General features: G+C 52.0%; 13 protein-coding genes, 1 pseudogene and 1 riboswitch. Of the genes and pseudogenes, 5 read left to right on the forward strand and 9 right to left on the reverse strand.

What is annotated here, in order from left to right:
- Window positions 1-83 precede the first annotated feature (83 nt).
- From ACNAU7_RS02715 to ACNAU7_RS02725, 3 genes and pseudogenes are all read left to right on the forward strand, one after another.
- Window positions 84-1,004: a glycosyltransferase family 2 protein gene (locus tag ACNAU7_RS02715; protein ID WP_107818527.1), complete on the forward strand. Its 921-nt coding sequence runs from the start codon at window positions 84-86 to the stop codon at window positions 1,002-1,004.
- A 129-nt stretch (window positions 1,005-1,133) separates the two neighbouring features.
- Entirely contained in the window at window positions 1,134-2,795 is a 1,662-nt protein-coding gene (locus ACNAU7_RS02720) for an electron transfer flavoprotein-ubiquinone oxidoreductase (RefSeq protein ID WP_416300472.1), read from the forward strand.
- 77 nt (window positions 2,796-2,872) lie between these two features.
- Window positions 2,873-2,935: pseudogene (locus tag ACNAU7_RS02725) on the forward strand (transposase); the annotation flags it as partial.
- Window positions 2,936-3,083: 148 nt separating this feature from the next.
- On the opposite strand, the gene ACNAU7_RS02730 reads toward ACNAU7_RS02725, so the two are convergent.
- The 9 genes from ACNAU7_RS02730 to gcvT form a co-directional block, all read right to left on the reverse strand.
- The gene (locus ACNAU7_RS02730; protein ID WP_118787254.1) at window positions 3,084-3,578 is read right to left on the reverse strand and encodes a nitrous oxide reductase accessory protein NosL; all 495 of its coding nucleotides are present in this window, start codon (window positions 3,576-3,578) and stop codon (window positions 3,084-3,086) included.
- A complete protein-coding gene (locus ACNAU7_RS02735; protein ID WP_118787253.1) occupies window positions 3,575-4,405 on the reverse strand; it encodes an ABC transporter permease in 831 nt (276 codons plus the stop codon). The genes ACNAU7_RS02730 and ACNAU7_RS02735 overlap by 4 nt, the downstream gene beginning before the upstream one ends.
- Complete coding sequence (locus ACNAU7_RS02740; protein WP_416300799.1) at window positions 4,402-5,298, reverse strand: ABC transporter ATP-binding protein; 897 nt, start codon at window positions 5,296-5,298, stop codon at window positions 4,402-4,404. Before ACNAU7_RS02740 ends, ACNAU7_RS02735 begins: the two co-directional genes overlap by 4 nt.
- Window positions 5,299-5,355: 57 nt before the next feature.
- Entirely contained in the window at window positions 5,356-6,711 is a 1,356-nt protein-coding gene (locus tag ACNAU7_RS02745) for a nitrous oxide reductase family maturation protein NosD (protein ID WP_416300475.1), read from the reverse strand.
- Between the two features lie 172 nt (window positions 6,712-6,883).
- Window positions 6,884-8,845: a TAT-dependent nitrous-oxide reductase gene (gene nosZ / locus ACNAU7_RS02750; protein ID WP_416300477.1), complete on the reverse strand. Its 1,962-nt coding sequence runs from the start codon at window positions 8,843-8,845 to the stop codon at window positions 6,884-6,886.
- Window positions 8,846-8,973: 128 nt separating this feature from the next.
- Window positions 8,974-11,280 (reverse strand): 4Fe-4S binding protein, encoded by a 2,307-nt coding sequence (locus tag ACNAU7_RS02755; protein ID WP_416300479.1) that lies wholly within the window; start codon window positions 11,278-11,280, stop codon window positions 8,974-8,976.
- Window positions 11,281-11,527: 247 nt separating this feature from the next.
- Window positions 11,528-12,775: a glutamyl-tRNA reductase gene (gene hemA, locus ACNAU7_RS02760; protein ID WP_416300481.1), complete on the reverse strand. Its 1,248-nt coding sequence runs from the start codon at window positions 12,773-12,775 to the stop codon at window positions 11,528-11,530.
- A gap of 147 nt (window positions 12,776-12,922) precedes the next feature.
- Entirely contained in the window at window positions 12,923-13,321 is a 399-nt protein-coding gene (gcvH, locus tag ACNAU7_RS02765; RefSeq protein WP_162818839.1) for a glycine cleavage system protein GcvH, read from the reverse strand.
- 147 nt (window positions 13,322-13,468) lie between these two features.
- A complete protein-coding gene (gcvT, locus tag ACNAU7_RS02770) occupies window positions 13,469-14,569 on the reverse strand; it encodes a glycine cleavage system aminomethyltransferase GcvT (protein WP_416300483.1) in 1,101 nt (366 codons plus the stop codon).
- A gap of 205 nt (window positions 14,570-14,774) precedes the next feature.
- A riboswitch (glycine riboswitch) is annotated at window positions 14,775-14,871 on the reverse strand.
- Between the two features lie 195 nt (window positions 14,872-15,066).
- Between gcvT and ACNAU7_RS02775 the strand changes: the two genes are divergently transcribed.
- Together ACNAU7_RS02775 and ACNAU7_RS02780 are read left to right on the forward strand one after the other, a co-directional pair.
- The gene (locus tag ACNAU7_RS02775) at window positions 15,067-15,543 is read left to right on the forward strand and encodes an Lrp/AsnC family transcriptional regulator (RefSeq protein ID WP_025457884.1); all 477 of its coding nucleotides are present in this window, start codon (window positions 15,067-15,069) and stop codon (window positions 15,541-15,543) included.
- Window positions 15,544-15,644: 101 nt separating this feature from the next.
- Window positions 15,645-16,004, forward strand: a complete 360-nt coding sequence (locus tag ACNAU7_RS02780) for a YbaN family protein (RefSeq protein ID WP_416300486.1) — start codon at window positions 15,645-15,647, stop codon at window positions 16,002-16,004.
- Window positions 16,005-16,131 lie beyond the last annotated feature (127 nt).

A 16,131-nucleotide genomic window follows, 5' to 3' on the forward strand; every position in this document is an offset into this window, starting at 1 on the left:
GGCATTTTGGATTTTGTATGCAGACCATATCCTAAAGTTGCCCATCTGCATACTTCGCCTTTTACAACAAATTAAGGATTCAGATGTACTCCAACGATAAAGCAACCTCCGATAATCTACCCAGTATCAGCTTCATCCTGCCCGTATATAATGTTGCACCCTATATCCCCCGCGCGCTCGAAAGCATATTGCTTCAAACGGTACGCAAAGAAATTATTTTGATAGATGACGGTTCGACAGATGGCAGTGCGGAAATTCTGGCGAAATATATGCACCAATATCCCTTTATTACCGTTGTCAGCAGCCAAAACAGGGGCGTGGCGGCGGCACGCAATGCCGGATTAAAACTTGCAACGGGGGATTTCATCATGTTCTTAGACCCCGATGACGAACTTTACCCCATAGATTTCGGTTTGTGGGCAAGACTTGCTCAAGATAACGGACTTCAAGCGATTAAAGGCGTATATCTCCGTCCTCCTTATGAAGAGGGGAAAAATATGTTGAGGTGTAAGCCCGTTTTTCAATTTAAAGAACAGCACAATGGGAAAATCTCATCTATGCAGGGGATATTGATGCAGAGTCTGCCTCATCACTGGCCTCTACACAATATGTGCTTTATGATTGACCGTCGCCACCTTGTCGCTACGGGTGTTACCTATCGCAACGGTATGCGTTTTGGGGAAGATATGGTTTTCATCTCTGAATTTCTGATTGCAGGCGGAAAAGTCTTGGAGGTTGATATTCCCTTTTTTATTTACCACCGCAGAGAAGGAAGTCTGACAACCGCCCTACCCGACCACAGGCTGACCGATTACCTTCACAATCTGCTTACCTACCTCGTACCGCTGATGGAAAGGCAGACCGATTCAAGATACGCAGAAACTGTCCGTCAAATCCTACTGATTGAATTCGATAAAGTTGGCAGAATTGTCAAAAATATCCCTGAACTGAAGAAAGAATATGACAGCCTCTTTACGCAACTGCCGGATAAAAAATATCTTTGACCATATGGGGGCAAATGCCGTCTGAATGCCTGAGAAGCTATTTCAGACGGCATTGTTTTATTTGGTAAGCAACTGTCTGCGTTGTATAATTGCCCGTTTTATAATCGATAATAAATCATAGGAACCGCCATGACAGAATCCATCACCCGCGACAGTATGCAATACGATGTCGTGATTGTCGGCGCAGGCCCGTCGGGTTTGTCCGCCGCCATCAAACTCAAGCAGCTTGCCGAACAAAACGGGCGCGAAATCAGCGTTTGCGTGGTAGAGAAAGGTTCTGAAGCGGGGGCGCATTCGCTGGCGGGTGCGGTTATCGATCCGATTGCGCTGAATGAGCTGATTCCCGACTGGAAAGAAAAAGGCGCGCCGCTGACGCGCACGGTAACTCAGGATAAGGTGTTGTTCCTGACGGAGAAAAAAGCGTTCAATCTGCCTATTACCCCGAATTTCGACAATCACGGCAACTACATCGCCAGCTTGGGCGAAGTCGTGCGCTGGTTGGCGGAGCAGGCGGAAAATTTGGGCGTGGAAATCTATCCGGGCTTTGCCGCCGCCGAAGTGCTGTATCACGAAGACGGTTCGGTCAAAGGCATTGCGACCGGCAATATGGGCGTGGGCAAAGACGGCGAGCCGACCGATTCATTCCAGCCCGGTATGGAACTTTGGGCGCAGCAAACCCTGTTTGCCGAGGGTTGTCGCGGTTCGCTTTCCAAACAAGTCATCGAACGTTTCCAACTCGACCAAAACAGCCAGCCGCAAACTTACGGCTTGGGCATTAAAGAAGTTTGGGAAGTGCCGTCTGAACAGCATCAGCCCGGTTTGGTGGTGCACAGCGCAGGCTGGCCGCTGGACAGCAAAACCTATGGTGGCGCGTTTGTTTACCATTTCGACGACAACAAAGTCGCCGTCGGCTTCGTGGTCGGTTTGGACTATCAAAACCCGTATCTGTCGCCGTTTGAAGAGTTCCAACGTTTCAAAACCCATCCCGAAATCCGCAAAACCTTTGAAGGCGGCCGCCGCATCGCTTACGGCGCGCGTTCGCTGATTGAAGGAGGTTTGCAAAGCCTGCCGAAACTCTCGTTCAAAGGCGGCGTTTTAATCGGCGATGCGGCGGGTTTCCTCAATATGCCGCGCATCAAAGGCATCCATACCGCGATGAAGTCCGCTATGATTGCCGCCGAAGCCGTGTTCCCCTTATTGGAAAACCTTGAAGAAGTGGAAAACTTCGACAGCGGCAAAGAGGCGGCGGATTACCGGCAACGTTTTGAACAAAGCTGGCTGTATCAAGAGCTTTATGCCGCGCGCAACGTCCGTCCGTCATTCAAATGGGGCGTTTACCTCGGCTCGCTTTATACCGGCATCGACCAGATGATTTTCAGAGGCAAAGCCCCGTGGACCTTGAAACATCACGGCAAAGACAACGAGCAGCTCAAAAAAGCCGCCGAATGCAAACCGTTTGATTATCCGAAACCCGACGGCGTGTTGACTTTCGACCGCTTAAGCAGCGTCTTCCTTGCCAATCTCGCGCACGAAGAAAACCAGCCCGACCATTTGGTACTAAACAATCCGCAAACGATGATAGACGTGAACTACAAAGAATACGCCTCGCCTGAAACGCGCTATTGTCCGGCCGGTGTGTATGAAATCGTCGAAGAAAACGGCAGTCCGCGCCTGCAAATCAACGCCGCCAACTGCGTGCACTGCAAAACCTGCGACATCAAAGACCCGACGCAAAACATCACTTGGATTTGCCCCGAAGGCGCGAGCGGGCCGAATTACGGCGGGATGTGAACCCTATTCCGCCGTTACGCCCGGTCAGGAATAAGGAATGGGGCCGTTGTTCAAACCTGCCCCGTTTGAACCCATAATATAGTGGATTAAACTTAAATCAGGACAAGGCGACGAAGCCGCAGACAGTACAAATAGTACGGAACCGATTCACTTGGTGCTTCAGCACCTTAGAGAATCGTTCTCTTTGAGCTAAGGCGAGGCAACGCTGTACTGGTTTAAATTTAATCCACTATAAAAAATGCCGTCTGAACCTTGGCTTCAACGTTCAGACGGCATTTTTGTTTGGATTTATTTGAAAATATAGGCATCGGGCATATCGTCGAAACCGACAACCTTGCCGCCTTTATCCTTTGCAAATTTTTCAGCCTGCTCCTTGTTGCCGAACGGCAGCGCGTCTTCCGCACCCATACCGCCGATAAAGCCGCTGTCGATGACGTAAAAGGCTTTTTTCGCATCTATCCACTCCGTGTCGGCATTGGGATTCGTCCAATCGGTAACATTGCCCATATCGGTAACGTAAATCACGCGGATGCCTTTAGGCTCTTCGGGCAGCTTGGTATAGCCGAACATCTGCTTGATGGTGGAGAACCAAACGGGCTGATCGGGTTTGCCGTTCAAGAAAATCTGGGCTTTGGGGCCGTTGTGTTCGGTCAGGTTCATACTGCAATAGTGTCCGACCGAACGGTCGCTAATCTGCTGGGGTAAAGGCGGCGGTCCCTCTTCCGCCTGCCGGCAGGCACTTAAGGCGAAAACGGCAACAATTGCCAACAGGGTTTTTTTCATATTTGTCGCTTTCTAAAAATTCCGGCTGCCAAAACAAGCGGAATGATAACCCATAAAACCTGCGCGGTCAGCAAAACGGGGACGGTCAGGCTGATTTGTCCGCTCAAACCCGCCATACCCGCATACATAGCCGTATTTTCGTAACCGGTCAGGTTGAGCAGGCGGTAAATGTCGGTAGGATTGAACAGCAGCACGGTTTCAACGACAGGCGCGGTAATGACCTGTTTCGAGTCGGCAACCAGAATACCCAAAAGCGCCATATCGAAGATGACGACGAAAAACAACCACACACCGATGGAAATACCGGCCGCCGTCCCCCGCTCTTTGACCTTTGCACTAATCAAGTAGCCCATAGACAGAAAAGCCGCGCCGAGGATGACGCTGGCGGCAATCAACAGCGCAAAGGGTTTCCAAGCGGCAATATCAAAGCTGCCGTTGGCAAGTTGCAGCGTAATGCCTGCCAACCCGTAACCTGCCGTGGTGGAGAGGGCAAGGATGATGAGGTGTCCGACAAACTTGCCGGCAAGGATTTGGTTGCGCGAAATGGGATAACTCAACAGCAACGCCATCGTACCGCGTTCGATTTCGCCGATTAGTGCATCGTAGGAGAGCAGCATCGCAATCAGCGGAATCAGGAAAATAGACAGGCTCGACAGGCTGACAACGGTAACGGTCAGCGGATCGACCTTGACCGAACCGGTGGGCGAACTGCCGAGAAAACCCAAAGAAAGGGCGAGTGCGGCAAGCAGGAGGGCGGCGGCAAGCACCCAGCGGTTGCGCAGGCTGTCGCGGACTTCTTTGCCGGTAATAATCCAAACGGGGTTCATACGTCCTCCCTTTTCAAGAACTGTGCATACATTTCGTCAAGCGTCGGGGTGTGGATATCGAGATAGGCAAGGTCGGACAGACTGCCCAATTCGCCCAACAGTTCCATACGTTCTTCCGCCTGACATTGCGCCCGATAGGAAATGCCGTCTGAAAGCGGCTGCCAGCGGCTGCTCAAGGTGCGCGGTGCATTGAGGCGGATATTGACGGTCAGCGGCAGTCCGCTTTGGATGTGCAATTCGTCCATACTGCCGTCGGCAACCTTAACGCCGTTTTTCATCACGATAATGCGGTCGGCGTGCCCGTCCAACTCGGCAAGGGCGTGGGTACTGAGCAATACGGTCGCGCCGCGCCCGTTGAGTTCGCGCACGACTTCGTAAAACATTTGCCTTGATGCAGGGTCGAGGCCGGTTGTCGGTTCGTCAAACAGCAGGACTTTGGGCTCGCCCAGCAGGGCTTGTGCCAAGGCAAGGCGTTGGCGCATACCTTTAGAATAAGTGCCGACGCGGCGGTGTGCCGCCTGTGAAATGCCGACGCGCTCAAGCAGCCCCCGGTTTTGTGTGAGCGGCTGTTTTTTAAGTTTCGCGTAAAAGTCCAGCGTTTCGATGCCGGTCAGCGAAGGGTGCAGCGCAACGGTTTCGGGCAGGTAGCCGATTTGGCTGCGAAGCCGCGCCCCCGCTTTGCTGCCGGTACGTTCGCCCAAAAGCATCACTTCGCCTTCGGTCGGGGTAATCAGCCCGAGTATCAGCTTCATGATGGTGGACTTGCCCGCGCCGTTGTGTCCGGCAAGTCCGACGCTTTCTCCGGCCTTCAAAACCAAATCGACTTGGTTGACGGCTTTTTGCGCCCCGAACCGTTTGGTGACATTCCTCAATTCGACATGATGTGTGGTCATGGTTGTTCCTTTTGTGTTTTCAGACGGCATTTGGATCCGGATGCCGTCTGAAGCAGACTAGTTCAAAGAACCGTTTTCCGCCCTGCCCCATTCCGACTGCCGCGTTTCGGCTTCTTTGAGCAACTCGTCCTTCATTGCCTGATAACGGGTTTGAATTTTGGGGGCATAAGGCTTCATCAGCGGTTTGCTGTCCACCACGCCGCCTGGCAAAACGGCGGGAAACTGCGCCTGCGCCCATTTGACGATACTGATTGCGGGACTGTTCATCAGAAGGCGTGCAACCGGCGCGCGCCAGATGATTTGGTCGATAATGCCGTTGGGACGGTACGCGCTGTCGCCGAAGCCGTCGCCGTTCAAATCGAACGCGCTGTTGTCGCTCCAATAGTTGCCGTGTCCGCCCTCGCTCCAGTCGAGAAAGCGCGTGCTGACGTATTTGACCTGGCTTTCGTTGTTGATGAAGGAATTGTCGTGCAGGGACGTGCCTTCGATGGCGGCGGTAAAGTGTATGCCGATTTGGCAGTTTTCAAAATGATTGGCGGACAGTTTATCGTAGTTGGCATTGTAGGCAAAAACGCACTTGCCCGCCTTGTTGATAATGTTGTCGTGAATATCGGAATAGTTGACATAGTTGAGCATAATGCCCTGGTCGCGGCTGCCGACGGCGATATTGTCGAATACTTTGAGCCGCTCGGAAAACATCAGCACATAGCCCATATTGTTGCCCACGGAAATATTGCCGCTGACTTCGCTGTCGTTGGTGTACATATAGTGGACGGCGAAACGCAAATCGCTGAAACGGTTGTTTTTATAGGTGTTGTGCGTGCTGGTATTGGAAAAAATACCGTCCCGCCCTTTGGAAATGTCGTTGCCGACGACCTGCGCGCCGGGCGCGTTCCAAACGGTAACGCCGTTGCCGCGCTCGTTCACGCGCAAAGTCGCGTCGCCGACAATTTTATTCTCCCGCACCATCGCATCGGCAGAACCATGCAGATATACGCCGACCGAATTATCAAAAATATTATTGTGTTCAATCAGGGCGCGCGGGGCGGTTTCTTCGAGATAAATACCGGCATCCATTGCCGGCAGGCTCATACCGGAACGGGTAACGGTCAGGTTGCGGAGCGTTACGTCCGGCGCGTGTACGGCTATGGTACGCCCGCTCCTGTCCCCTTCGATGGTTGCAGAACGGTCGGCAGGCCCTTCAATCGTAATCGGTTTGTCGATATGAAGTTTGGTTTGATATACGCCGGAAGCCAGTTTGAGCGTATCGCCCGCTCGGGCGCGGGCAAAAATTTCGGCAAGGTTGTCTTGCGGGGAAACGTGGACGACGGCTGCCGATGCCGTCTGAAAAATGCTGCTGGCGGCAAGTATCAGCACGGCCTTCAGCCATATACGGAGCGCGGATGTGTGCATAGTGTCCCTCTGTTTCGTTCGGTATGGCCGAACAAAATAAAGCATCATTCAAATGTGCCTGTTTTTATAGCGAAACCGCCTGAAACGGTACGGCAAGCGGTTTGGCTATAAATGCCGTCTGAAGACCTGTTGCCTTCAGACGGCATTCTCCATATTCAGCCGTCAGGCCGCATTATTTGGGATGAACAATCATCTGACCGGACATTTCCATGTGCAAGGCGTGGCAGAACCATTGGCAGTAGTACCAGTGCACGCCCGGACGGACGGCTTTGAAGGTTACGGAAGAAGTGGCTTGCGGACCGATTTCCATAGCGATGCCGTAGCCTTCCAAAGTGAAACCGTGGGTCAAATCCTCGATGGTTTCGACGTTGGTAACGTATACGGTTACTTCGTCGCCTTGGTTCACTTCAAATTGCGGGATACTGTAAGCAGGCGCGACGGCCGTCATATACACGCGTACTTTGTTGCCTTCGCGTACGACTTTGGCGGCTTTTTCCAGCTCGACACCGTCTTTTTTCGCCTGTTCCAAAGCATCCTGCCAGAACCACGGATCTTTGCGGTCCCAAGTTTTGCCCGGGTTCAATTTAGACGCGGCAACCAAGCACAAGTCGTGCGGTTCGGCAAAAGTCGGATTATCGTGTACCAGACGCATTTCGTCGCCGGAGATGTCGATCAATTGGTCGCACTCGGGTTTCAACGGGCCGGCATTCAAGAAGCGGTCTTTAGAGAACTTGTTCAAAGACACCAGCCATTGACCGTCGGCTTCTTTGGTTTCGCCCATGGTCGTATGGTTATGGCCCGGTTGATAGTGAACGTCAAGTTTTTGTTTGATCGGATCGATTTTCTCGCCTTTGTAGGCTTTGATCGCATCGTCAATATTCCATTTCACCATTTGGCTGTCGATAAACAATGTCGTATAAGCATTGCCGCGACCGTCAAATGCGGTGTGTAAGGGGCCGAGACCCAGTTGCGGTTCGGCTACGACCACATCGCGCTCTTTGATTTTGCCTGCAAACAAATCGTCCAGTTTGCTGACATCCAATACGGTAACGGTTGGAGAAAGCTTACCGTTGAGCATGATGTATTTACCGTCAGGGCTTGCGTTACAGCCGTGAGGAGAGTTCGGCACGGGGATATAGCGCGTGTATTTGGATTTGGCTTCAGCTCGGCCGTCCAGCATTTTCACACCGTTCACTTCTTTGAAGTCGCCTGCTTTAATACCTTCTTCAATAGCCTTCAGGTCGAAAACGACGCACCAGTCCTGCTCGTTGGAAGACGCACCTTGTACGGTCAGCGCGCGCTCGGAGTTGTAGCAGGTGGAGAAAGAATATTTGCCTTGGTAGTCGGCATCGCCGTTGTCCAAGTTGCCGTCAACCAATACTTGCCATGCGATTTCCATGGTTTCGCCGTCGATGGCGGTGTACACGGCATTCCAAGTTTTCGCATCATCCAGTTTGCCTACGCCGCTGACGGGGGTGATGTGTTCGCCGTTGGCAAAGACATAACCGGTTTTCGGATAACGTTGCGGACGCAGACCGTGAATACCCGAGGCATTGGGGATGTCGATGATTTTGTCGGCCTTCATCACATCCAAACGCACGCGGCAGACGCGGTTGTTTGCCTTGTCGTTGGCATAGGCATAGCGGCCGTCATAAGTTTGGTCGGTAAACGACAAGTGTGGGTGGTGCAAGTCGCCGTTGGGGTAGCAGCGCAGGCCGCTGTCTTTTAAGAATTTACGGGTTTCTTCAGTAATATTGCCGTTGAGGACTTTCAAGCTCTCATTGGTACGTCCCCAACCGGTCGCACTGTCCATATTGAACACGGGGATACGCATCAGTTCGCGCATGGAAGGCAGACCAATCAGGCGCATCTCGCCGGACTGACCGCCGGAAAGGAAGCCGTAATATTGGTCGAGTTCTCCCGGACCGACTTCGGAAGACAGTTGGCCGGGTTTGGCTTCACCATGCTCCTTGGCGACAGGGGCGGCGCCAGAAGCAGCAGCCTGTTCGCCGTCTTTAGAGCAACCCGCCAAACCCAACAGGCCCGCACCGGCAATACCTGCACCGGAAGCGGCGGCCGTACCTAAGAATGAACGACGGCTCAAGCCGTTTTGTTCTAATTTTTCGTCTGACATACAACACTCCTTGGATAAAATACGGCAAACCGGTTTTCAGACGGCAAGCCGATGGGAAAAAAATTTTATTATCCTTCCGGGGAAACCCTGCCTGCCTGACACTTTGGCTTCAGGCTTTCCCCGGATGCTTATTTTTCAGGTTGCGCCGTTTCGGGTTTGACAAAATAGACGACCTGTTCCTGCGGCTGCTTGGAGACACTTTCCAATTCCCCTGATTTTGCAGCAGCCTGTTTTTGTTTTTTCTTATTTGCCGCCACAACTTGCGGACAGCGCGTATCGTGGTGGTACATGACTTGGCAATGCAGACACTGGATACATTCGTTCGGATGGATATCTCCCTCCGGGGCAATCGCTTGTACAGGGCATTCATGTGTACAAATTTGGCAGGGATTACCGCACATTTTATAACGTCTCAACCAATCAAACACGCGGAATCTGCCCGGCAGCGCGATGCCCGCACCCAAAGGACACAGATAACGGCAGAAGAAACGTTCGATAAACAGCCCCGCAACCAAAAGGGCGACGGCAAAGGCGACAAACCACCAATCGCGCATGAATTTCAAAATAATCGCGGTTTTAAAGGGTTCGACTTCGGCAAATTTTTCCGCCGTACCCAAATCATACAGCGAAATTGCCAAAAGCCCGAAGAAAATCAGGTATTTGATGACGCTCAAGCGGGTATGCAGCATATGCGGCACGGTAATCTGTTTCACACCCAGTTTTTTGGCAATCCGGTTAGTCAATTCCTGTAATGAGCCGAACGGACACAACCAACCGCAAAACGTTCCCCTGTTCCACAGCAGCATGGTTGCAGCCGTGAACAGCCACAGGATGAACACAATCGGATCCATCAGGAAAAATTCCCAATGAAATTCGGTAAGGATGGCGGAAAACAGTGTCAGCGTATTGACGACCGAAAGCTGTGCCTGCGCATACCAGCCAATATAGAAGAGCGTGAAGGTCAAAAAGGCGAGGCGGAAGCGGTCGTACCATTTTTCGTAACGCACAATCCAGTCTTGGAACAAAAACACCAGTAACAATATGGTCAGCGCAATGCCGACAACGATAATCTGCCCCTGTTTCGCTTTCCAAATCTGTTTCCATAATTGGTTGGATACACCGTTTTCAGCTGACGCATCTTCGGCAATGCCGTCTGAAGCGGTATCGGATGCCGCGGCAGGCACAGCTTCGACAGGCGCACTGATTTCTACGGGCGGCGCTTTGGGATCATCGACATAATAACCCTGAGGCAATTCGTAATCCAAATCGGCGGTAACAAAGGCTTTATCGTTCACGCTCAAGACGCGCTGAACCATTAATTGCAGACGCCACGGCTCCGCACCGTCAAACGCTACGCCTTCAGGGATGGTAAACCAAGAAACTTCTTTAAAACGCGGCGAACCGGCGGCAGACAGTGCAACGACGCGTTCGTGTTGGGCATCGGTAAAACGGAAGCTGTTCTCCCCTTGTATCATCTCGATACGGTCGAAAATACCGCCGCGCACATAGCCAGAACCTTTCCATGAGTAACGACCCTCTCCGGCAACCAAAACCGCCTGCTGCCCGGGTTTCAGCCGTTTTTGCAGATGTGCCCAGCCGTCCTCACCCAGCAGGCTTTTACCGATGGAAGGCTGGCTGACCAAGGCAACATACAAATCAATAAAGGTATCGTCAGGATCGCCCTGTTCGGCGTGATCGGCCACGCCAGCCTTGCCGCCTTTCTCAAACAATTTGTTAATTTGATCGAGCGTGATATGCAGATGGCCGACGGCCTTTTGTTTCAAAAGTTCGTCCCAAGACAAAATATCCTGCTTGTCGGGATTTGCCATACGGCGCGGACGGGTTTCTGCCGCAGGCGCGGCTTCCTGAACATCGGAAGCGGATGCCGTCTGAAGGGCCTTATCCGAACCCAGACGGTATTGGTTGGCAATGACCTTGTACGAACGCTGGATGCTGTCGTTAATCACCATCAGCGTAACAGTTGCACCGCTGATAATGTCGCCCGGCGCCACGCCCGGAGTCGGCGGATTTTTAATAAAGTTCAGACCGATATATTTGTCGATGAATTTATCGACACGCGACTGCGGGATACCGATCAGCATAATCGGTTCGTGATGATCGACCAGTTTCGCTCCGGCTATCGTGCCGTCGTTTGCCAACGCCATCAGCGTATCAATCGGCTTACTCGAATAACCGCGCGTATTAACCACATCGGTTGTAATATAGACTAGACCGAGCTGCTCATCGCCTTTGTAAACGCGGGCGACCATGGGCTTACCTTCCGGTTTGCCGTAACGGTCCGCCCCCGGAAAGATTTCCGAAGGCTGTATTTTCGCCAGAAAATCAGGCAGACGCTCCGCATAAGCGGGCAGTGCCACCGTCAAAAAGACAAAGGCGACAAAAAACGCCGTTATCCGCGCCCGAAACGCAGACATACGCCGGATTGAAAAACAGGACATAGCTATCCCCGATATACCGATACTCTTTAATATTGATATTATATGAATCATCTATCGGCGATTTTTTGATGCAAATCAAATTTACAAATCTTAAAACCAATCCGCATACGGGATAATACTTTGTAATTACATCGATATAATGTGGGATTTCACGATGTTGTCAGACAGCACAAAAATATGCCGTCTGAAACCCCTTCAGACGGCATCCTTTTCCGGCGCACCGTTATTTGTCCAAATGATAAATCTGCGCGACGGCATGAACCAAATCCTTATCTTCTTCCCCCGCCTTATTCAAGGTTTGGGTCGGCGAATGCAGCAGCTTGTTGGTCAGTTGGACGGACAGCCGTTCCAAAACCTCTTCTGCCGTTGCGCCTTTGGCAAGCTGTTTCATCGCATTTTCCAAGACCTGTTTGCGCGCTTTCTCTCCCTCATCCCTCAATGCCCTGATTAACGGGACACTCTGCCTGCCCTGCTGCTGCCTGACAAATTCGGCAACCTTCTCAGACACCAGCGTTTCGGCGGCGGCGGCGGCCTTCTGCCTTGCCTCCTTGCCGCTTTGGACGATATTGACCATATCGTCCACAGTATAAAGATAGGCATCATTCAAATCGCCGACTTCCGCCTCAATGTCGCGCGGCACTGCCAAATCAAGCATGAACAACGGCATACTCTGCCTTTGTTTCAATGCTCGCTCCACCATACCTTTGCCGACAATGGGAAGCTGGCTCGCCGTCGAAGAAACCACCACGTCGTAATCGTGCAGAATGGCAGGCAGATCGGATAGCAGACACGGTTCGGCGTTAACACCGAGCTTGTCGCACAACTCCTGTGCGCGCGCCAGCGTCCGGTTGGCAACCGTCATCAATCTGGGGTTTTTAGCAGCAAAATAAGTAGCAACCAGCTCAATCATTTCGCCTGCGCCGATAAACAAGACATTCAAATCGCCGATGTCGGGAAAAATCTGTTCCGCCAATTTGACGGAAGCGGAAGCCATGGAAACCGAGTTTTCGCCGACGGCAGTATCGGTACGGACCTCTTTAGCAACAGAAAAGGTTTTTTGGAACAGGGCATTGAGTTTCTTACCCATACTTTCCTGCTCTTGAGCAACCCTGACCGCATCCTTAATCTGTCCTAAAATCTGCGGCTCGCCCAACACCATCGAATCCAGCCCGCAGGCGACGCGGAAAGCATGGCGCACAGTCTCCTGCATATCCAGCGTGTACAGATACGGACGGATTTCTTCAATCGGCAAACTGTGGTAATCGGCAAGCCATCGGATAATTTCTTCCGAATCACCGACGCAGTAAAGCTCGGTGCGGTTGCAGGTAGAAAGGATTACCGCCTCCGTTGCCGCATTGCTTCGGGCAAGATTGCGGACGGCTTCGGGCAGGCAGGCAGCGGCAAACGCCAGCTTTTCCCGTATGCTTAAAGGTGCGGTTTGATGATTGAGTCCGACAGCGGTAAGTTGCATGAAAAAATCGGTGAAGATGGATATAGACCGTTATTATAGCCTAACTGCTTCCTTAAAACACGGACAAAAAACTGCACCTCCGACCGCAGAAATGCCGTCTGAAGGTGCAGTTCCTTAAATCAGGCATCCTATTATCAGGATAGGGATTTAGTCCACTTCGCCCGCGTATTGTTCGGCAGTCAAAAGACCGTCGTAGTCGGCAGGATTGGCAGGTTTGATTTTGAAGAACCAGCCTGCGCCGTAAGGATCGCTGTTGGCAGTTTCAGGTGCGCCGGGCAAGTCATCGTTGACGGCAACGACTTCGCCCGCAATCGGCGCGTACACGTCGGACGCTGCTTTCACAGACTCGACCACACCGGCTTGCTCTTCGGCAGCCAGGTTTGCGCCGACTTCTGGCAGCTCGACAAACACGATGTCGCCCAACAGCTCTTGCGCGTGATGGGTAATGCCGACGGTGATGGTACCGTCTTCTTCAAGGCGCAGCCATTCGTGGCTGGCAACGTATTTCAGTTCTGCTGGGATGTTGCTCATGGTTTGATACTCCATTGATAGGGGGTTATTTTCAGACGGCATCTTCATGAATCAATATCCACAGATGCCTTGTTCAATACTTTCTACAAACGTCCGTATCGGACGACAATTAAAACCTGCTTTCAGACGGCCCTTAACAAATAAAGGCCGTCAGAACCGATATTAATCAAACTGTTTTTGACCGTTGCGGACAAACGGCAGCTTCAGTACGCGTACGTCCACTTCTTTGCCGCGCATCAGCACTTTAGCGGTATCGCCGTCAAAGTCTTTCGGTACGCGTGCGATGGCGATGGATTGTTTCAGGCTTGGCGAGAATACGCCGCTGGTGGTTTCGCCTTTGCCTTTGTCGGTCAACACTTCCATATGCGCGCGCAGGATGCCGCCTTTTTCGAGCAACAAGCCGACCTGTTTCACGGCAACGCCTTTTTCTTTCAATGCCAGCAAGGCGGCTTTGCCGACGAAATCGCGACTTTCGTCTTTCAAATCAACGGTCCAACCCATGCCTGCTTCGAGCGGGCTGGTGTTGTCGTCCATATCGTTGCCGTAGAGGTTCATACCGGCTTCCATGCGCAGGGTGTCGCGTGCGCCGAGGCCGCAAGGCTGTACGCCTGCTGCTTGCAGGGCTTTGAAGAATGCGACGGCTTCGGTGCCCGGCAGAATCACTTCGACGCCGTCTTCGCCGGTGTAGCCGGTGCGGGCGACAAACCAGTCGTTGCCCAAGTCTGCACCTTGGAACGGTTTGAGGCCGTGAATCACATCCGCCCATTCAGGTTTGACGGTCAGGAGTTTTTCGATGGCTTTCGGACCTTGTACGGCGAGCATGCCGAGGTCGTAGCGCGGATTGAAGGCAACGCCGAATTCTTGTCCGATTTTGTGGAATTGTGCCGTATCTTTTTCGCGAGTCGCGCCGTTGGACACGATGCGGTATTGGGTTTCGGCTTCGTTGGTGAGGTAAACGATCAAGTCGTCAATCACGCCGCCGTTGTCGTTGAGCAAAGCGGAATAAAGGGCTTTGCCGATAAAAGCGAGCTTGGCGACATCGTTGGCAATCAATTTGCGGAAAAAGGCTTTGGCATTTGCGCCTGCTACGTCGGTAACGAGCATATGGGATACGTCGAACATACCGGCGTCGGTGCGCACGGCTTCGTGTTCGGCGATTTGCGAACCATAATGGATGGGCAGCTCCCAGCCGGCAAAATCTACCAGCTTCGCGCCTGCATCTTGATGGGCTTGATGAAATGGGGTGGTTTTCAGGGCAGTCATTCTCAGCTTCTCCGGATTTATTGTTCAGATGCCGCCCGCGCAAGATGCGCGGAAGACCCTATCTGTCCTTGAACCTGAGATTTTCGGCCGTATCCGCATGATGGCAAACCAGTCTGCTCACTGCTTTGCGCGGTTGTCTGAATGGTGGTTCAGACGACCTTCTCCCCTTCGGTGGGTGCGAGCGCACCGCTCTCCAGATGTTTTATTTCAATGTGCAGTCCCTGTTGCCTGAGCGATTTAAGGGCATCTGCGCCTTCGGCGGCTACGCGTAACCTAATGTAGCTCTCTCCTGCACATGGCGCGATTATGGCTTGAAAAGGCAGTTTGGGCAAGCCGTCTTGAACATATACAGGCCTGCTCCACGAGTTTTAAATCGACTACCTAAAAATGAAAACCAACTCTGATGACTACACAACTTTTTATATGTTAATATGCCCCAAGCCTATATATACGGATTATCGCAACCTGCCCGAATTCCATCAGCGGAACACAAATTTATGACACAAATCACTTTAGACAAGACAGATATTAAAATCTTACAGGTTCTCCAGGAAAACGGCAGGCTGACCAATGTCGAACTGTCCGAACGTGTCGCACTTTCGCCTTCTCCGTGCCTGCGCCGTCTGAAGCAGTTGGAAGATGCCGGCATCGTCCGCCAATATGCCGCGCTGCTGTCTCCGGAATCCGTCAACCTGGGGCTTCAGGCATTTATCCGCGTTTCCATCAGCAAAGCAAAAGACGCACGGGAGGATTTCTCAGCCTCTGTTCAAAAATGGCCTGAAGTTTTAAGCTGTTTCGCACTGACCGGAGAGACCGACTACCTGCTTCAGGCATTTTTTACCGACATGAGCGCGTTCTCCCATTTCGTTCTTGACACGCTTTTATCCCACCACGGCGTACAGGATGCCCAATCAAGTTTCGTTTTAAAAGAAATCAAACATACCACATCCCTACCACTCAACCATCTGTTGTAGGAATAAGGCCTTCCTACCCATTTTCCCTACCGGCACGGCGGATAGGAACGGGCTGGATTCTTACAATACCTGTTTGTCTCCGATAAAGACCGGATTGGAAAATGATACGTTATCTATTGATTATTTGCGGCGGCATCTCCCTCCTCTTGGGGATTGCCGGTATTTTCCTACCCCTGTTGCCGACCACACCGTTCGTACTGCTCTCCGCCGCCTGCTGGGCAAAGGCATCCCCGCGCTTTCACCGCTGGCTGCACCGGCACCGCTATTTCGGCCCGATGGTTCATAACTGGGAACAAAACGGCGCAGTGCCGCGCAAAGCCAAGATTTTCGCCATCAGTATGATGACCGCATCCTGCCTGATGATATTTTGGCAGTTTCCCCAACGTTGGTGGGTCGGGGCGGTTTCATCGGTTTTTTGTTCCCTTGTCGCCATATGGATGTGGCGCAGACCCGAATCTTGAATGCCGTCTGAAAGGGATAAGGGCAAACAAACGGACGGGGCAAATCTGCTTCATTGCAAATATATGTTAAAATAAATTCATTTTTCGTTTTCGATAGATTATTTATTAGAGACATATATTTATTTGT

This window comes from Neisseria sp. LACPHL-SPEC-2024-00856 (assembly GCF_047915665.1).
GTDB lineage: Bacteria > Pseudomonadota > Gammaproteobacteria > Burkholderiales > Neisseriaceae > Neisseria > Neisseria polysaccharea.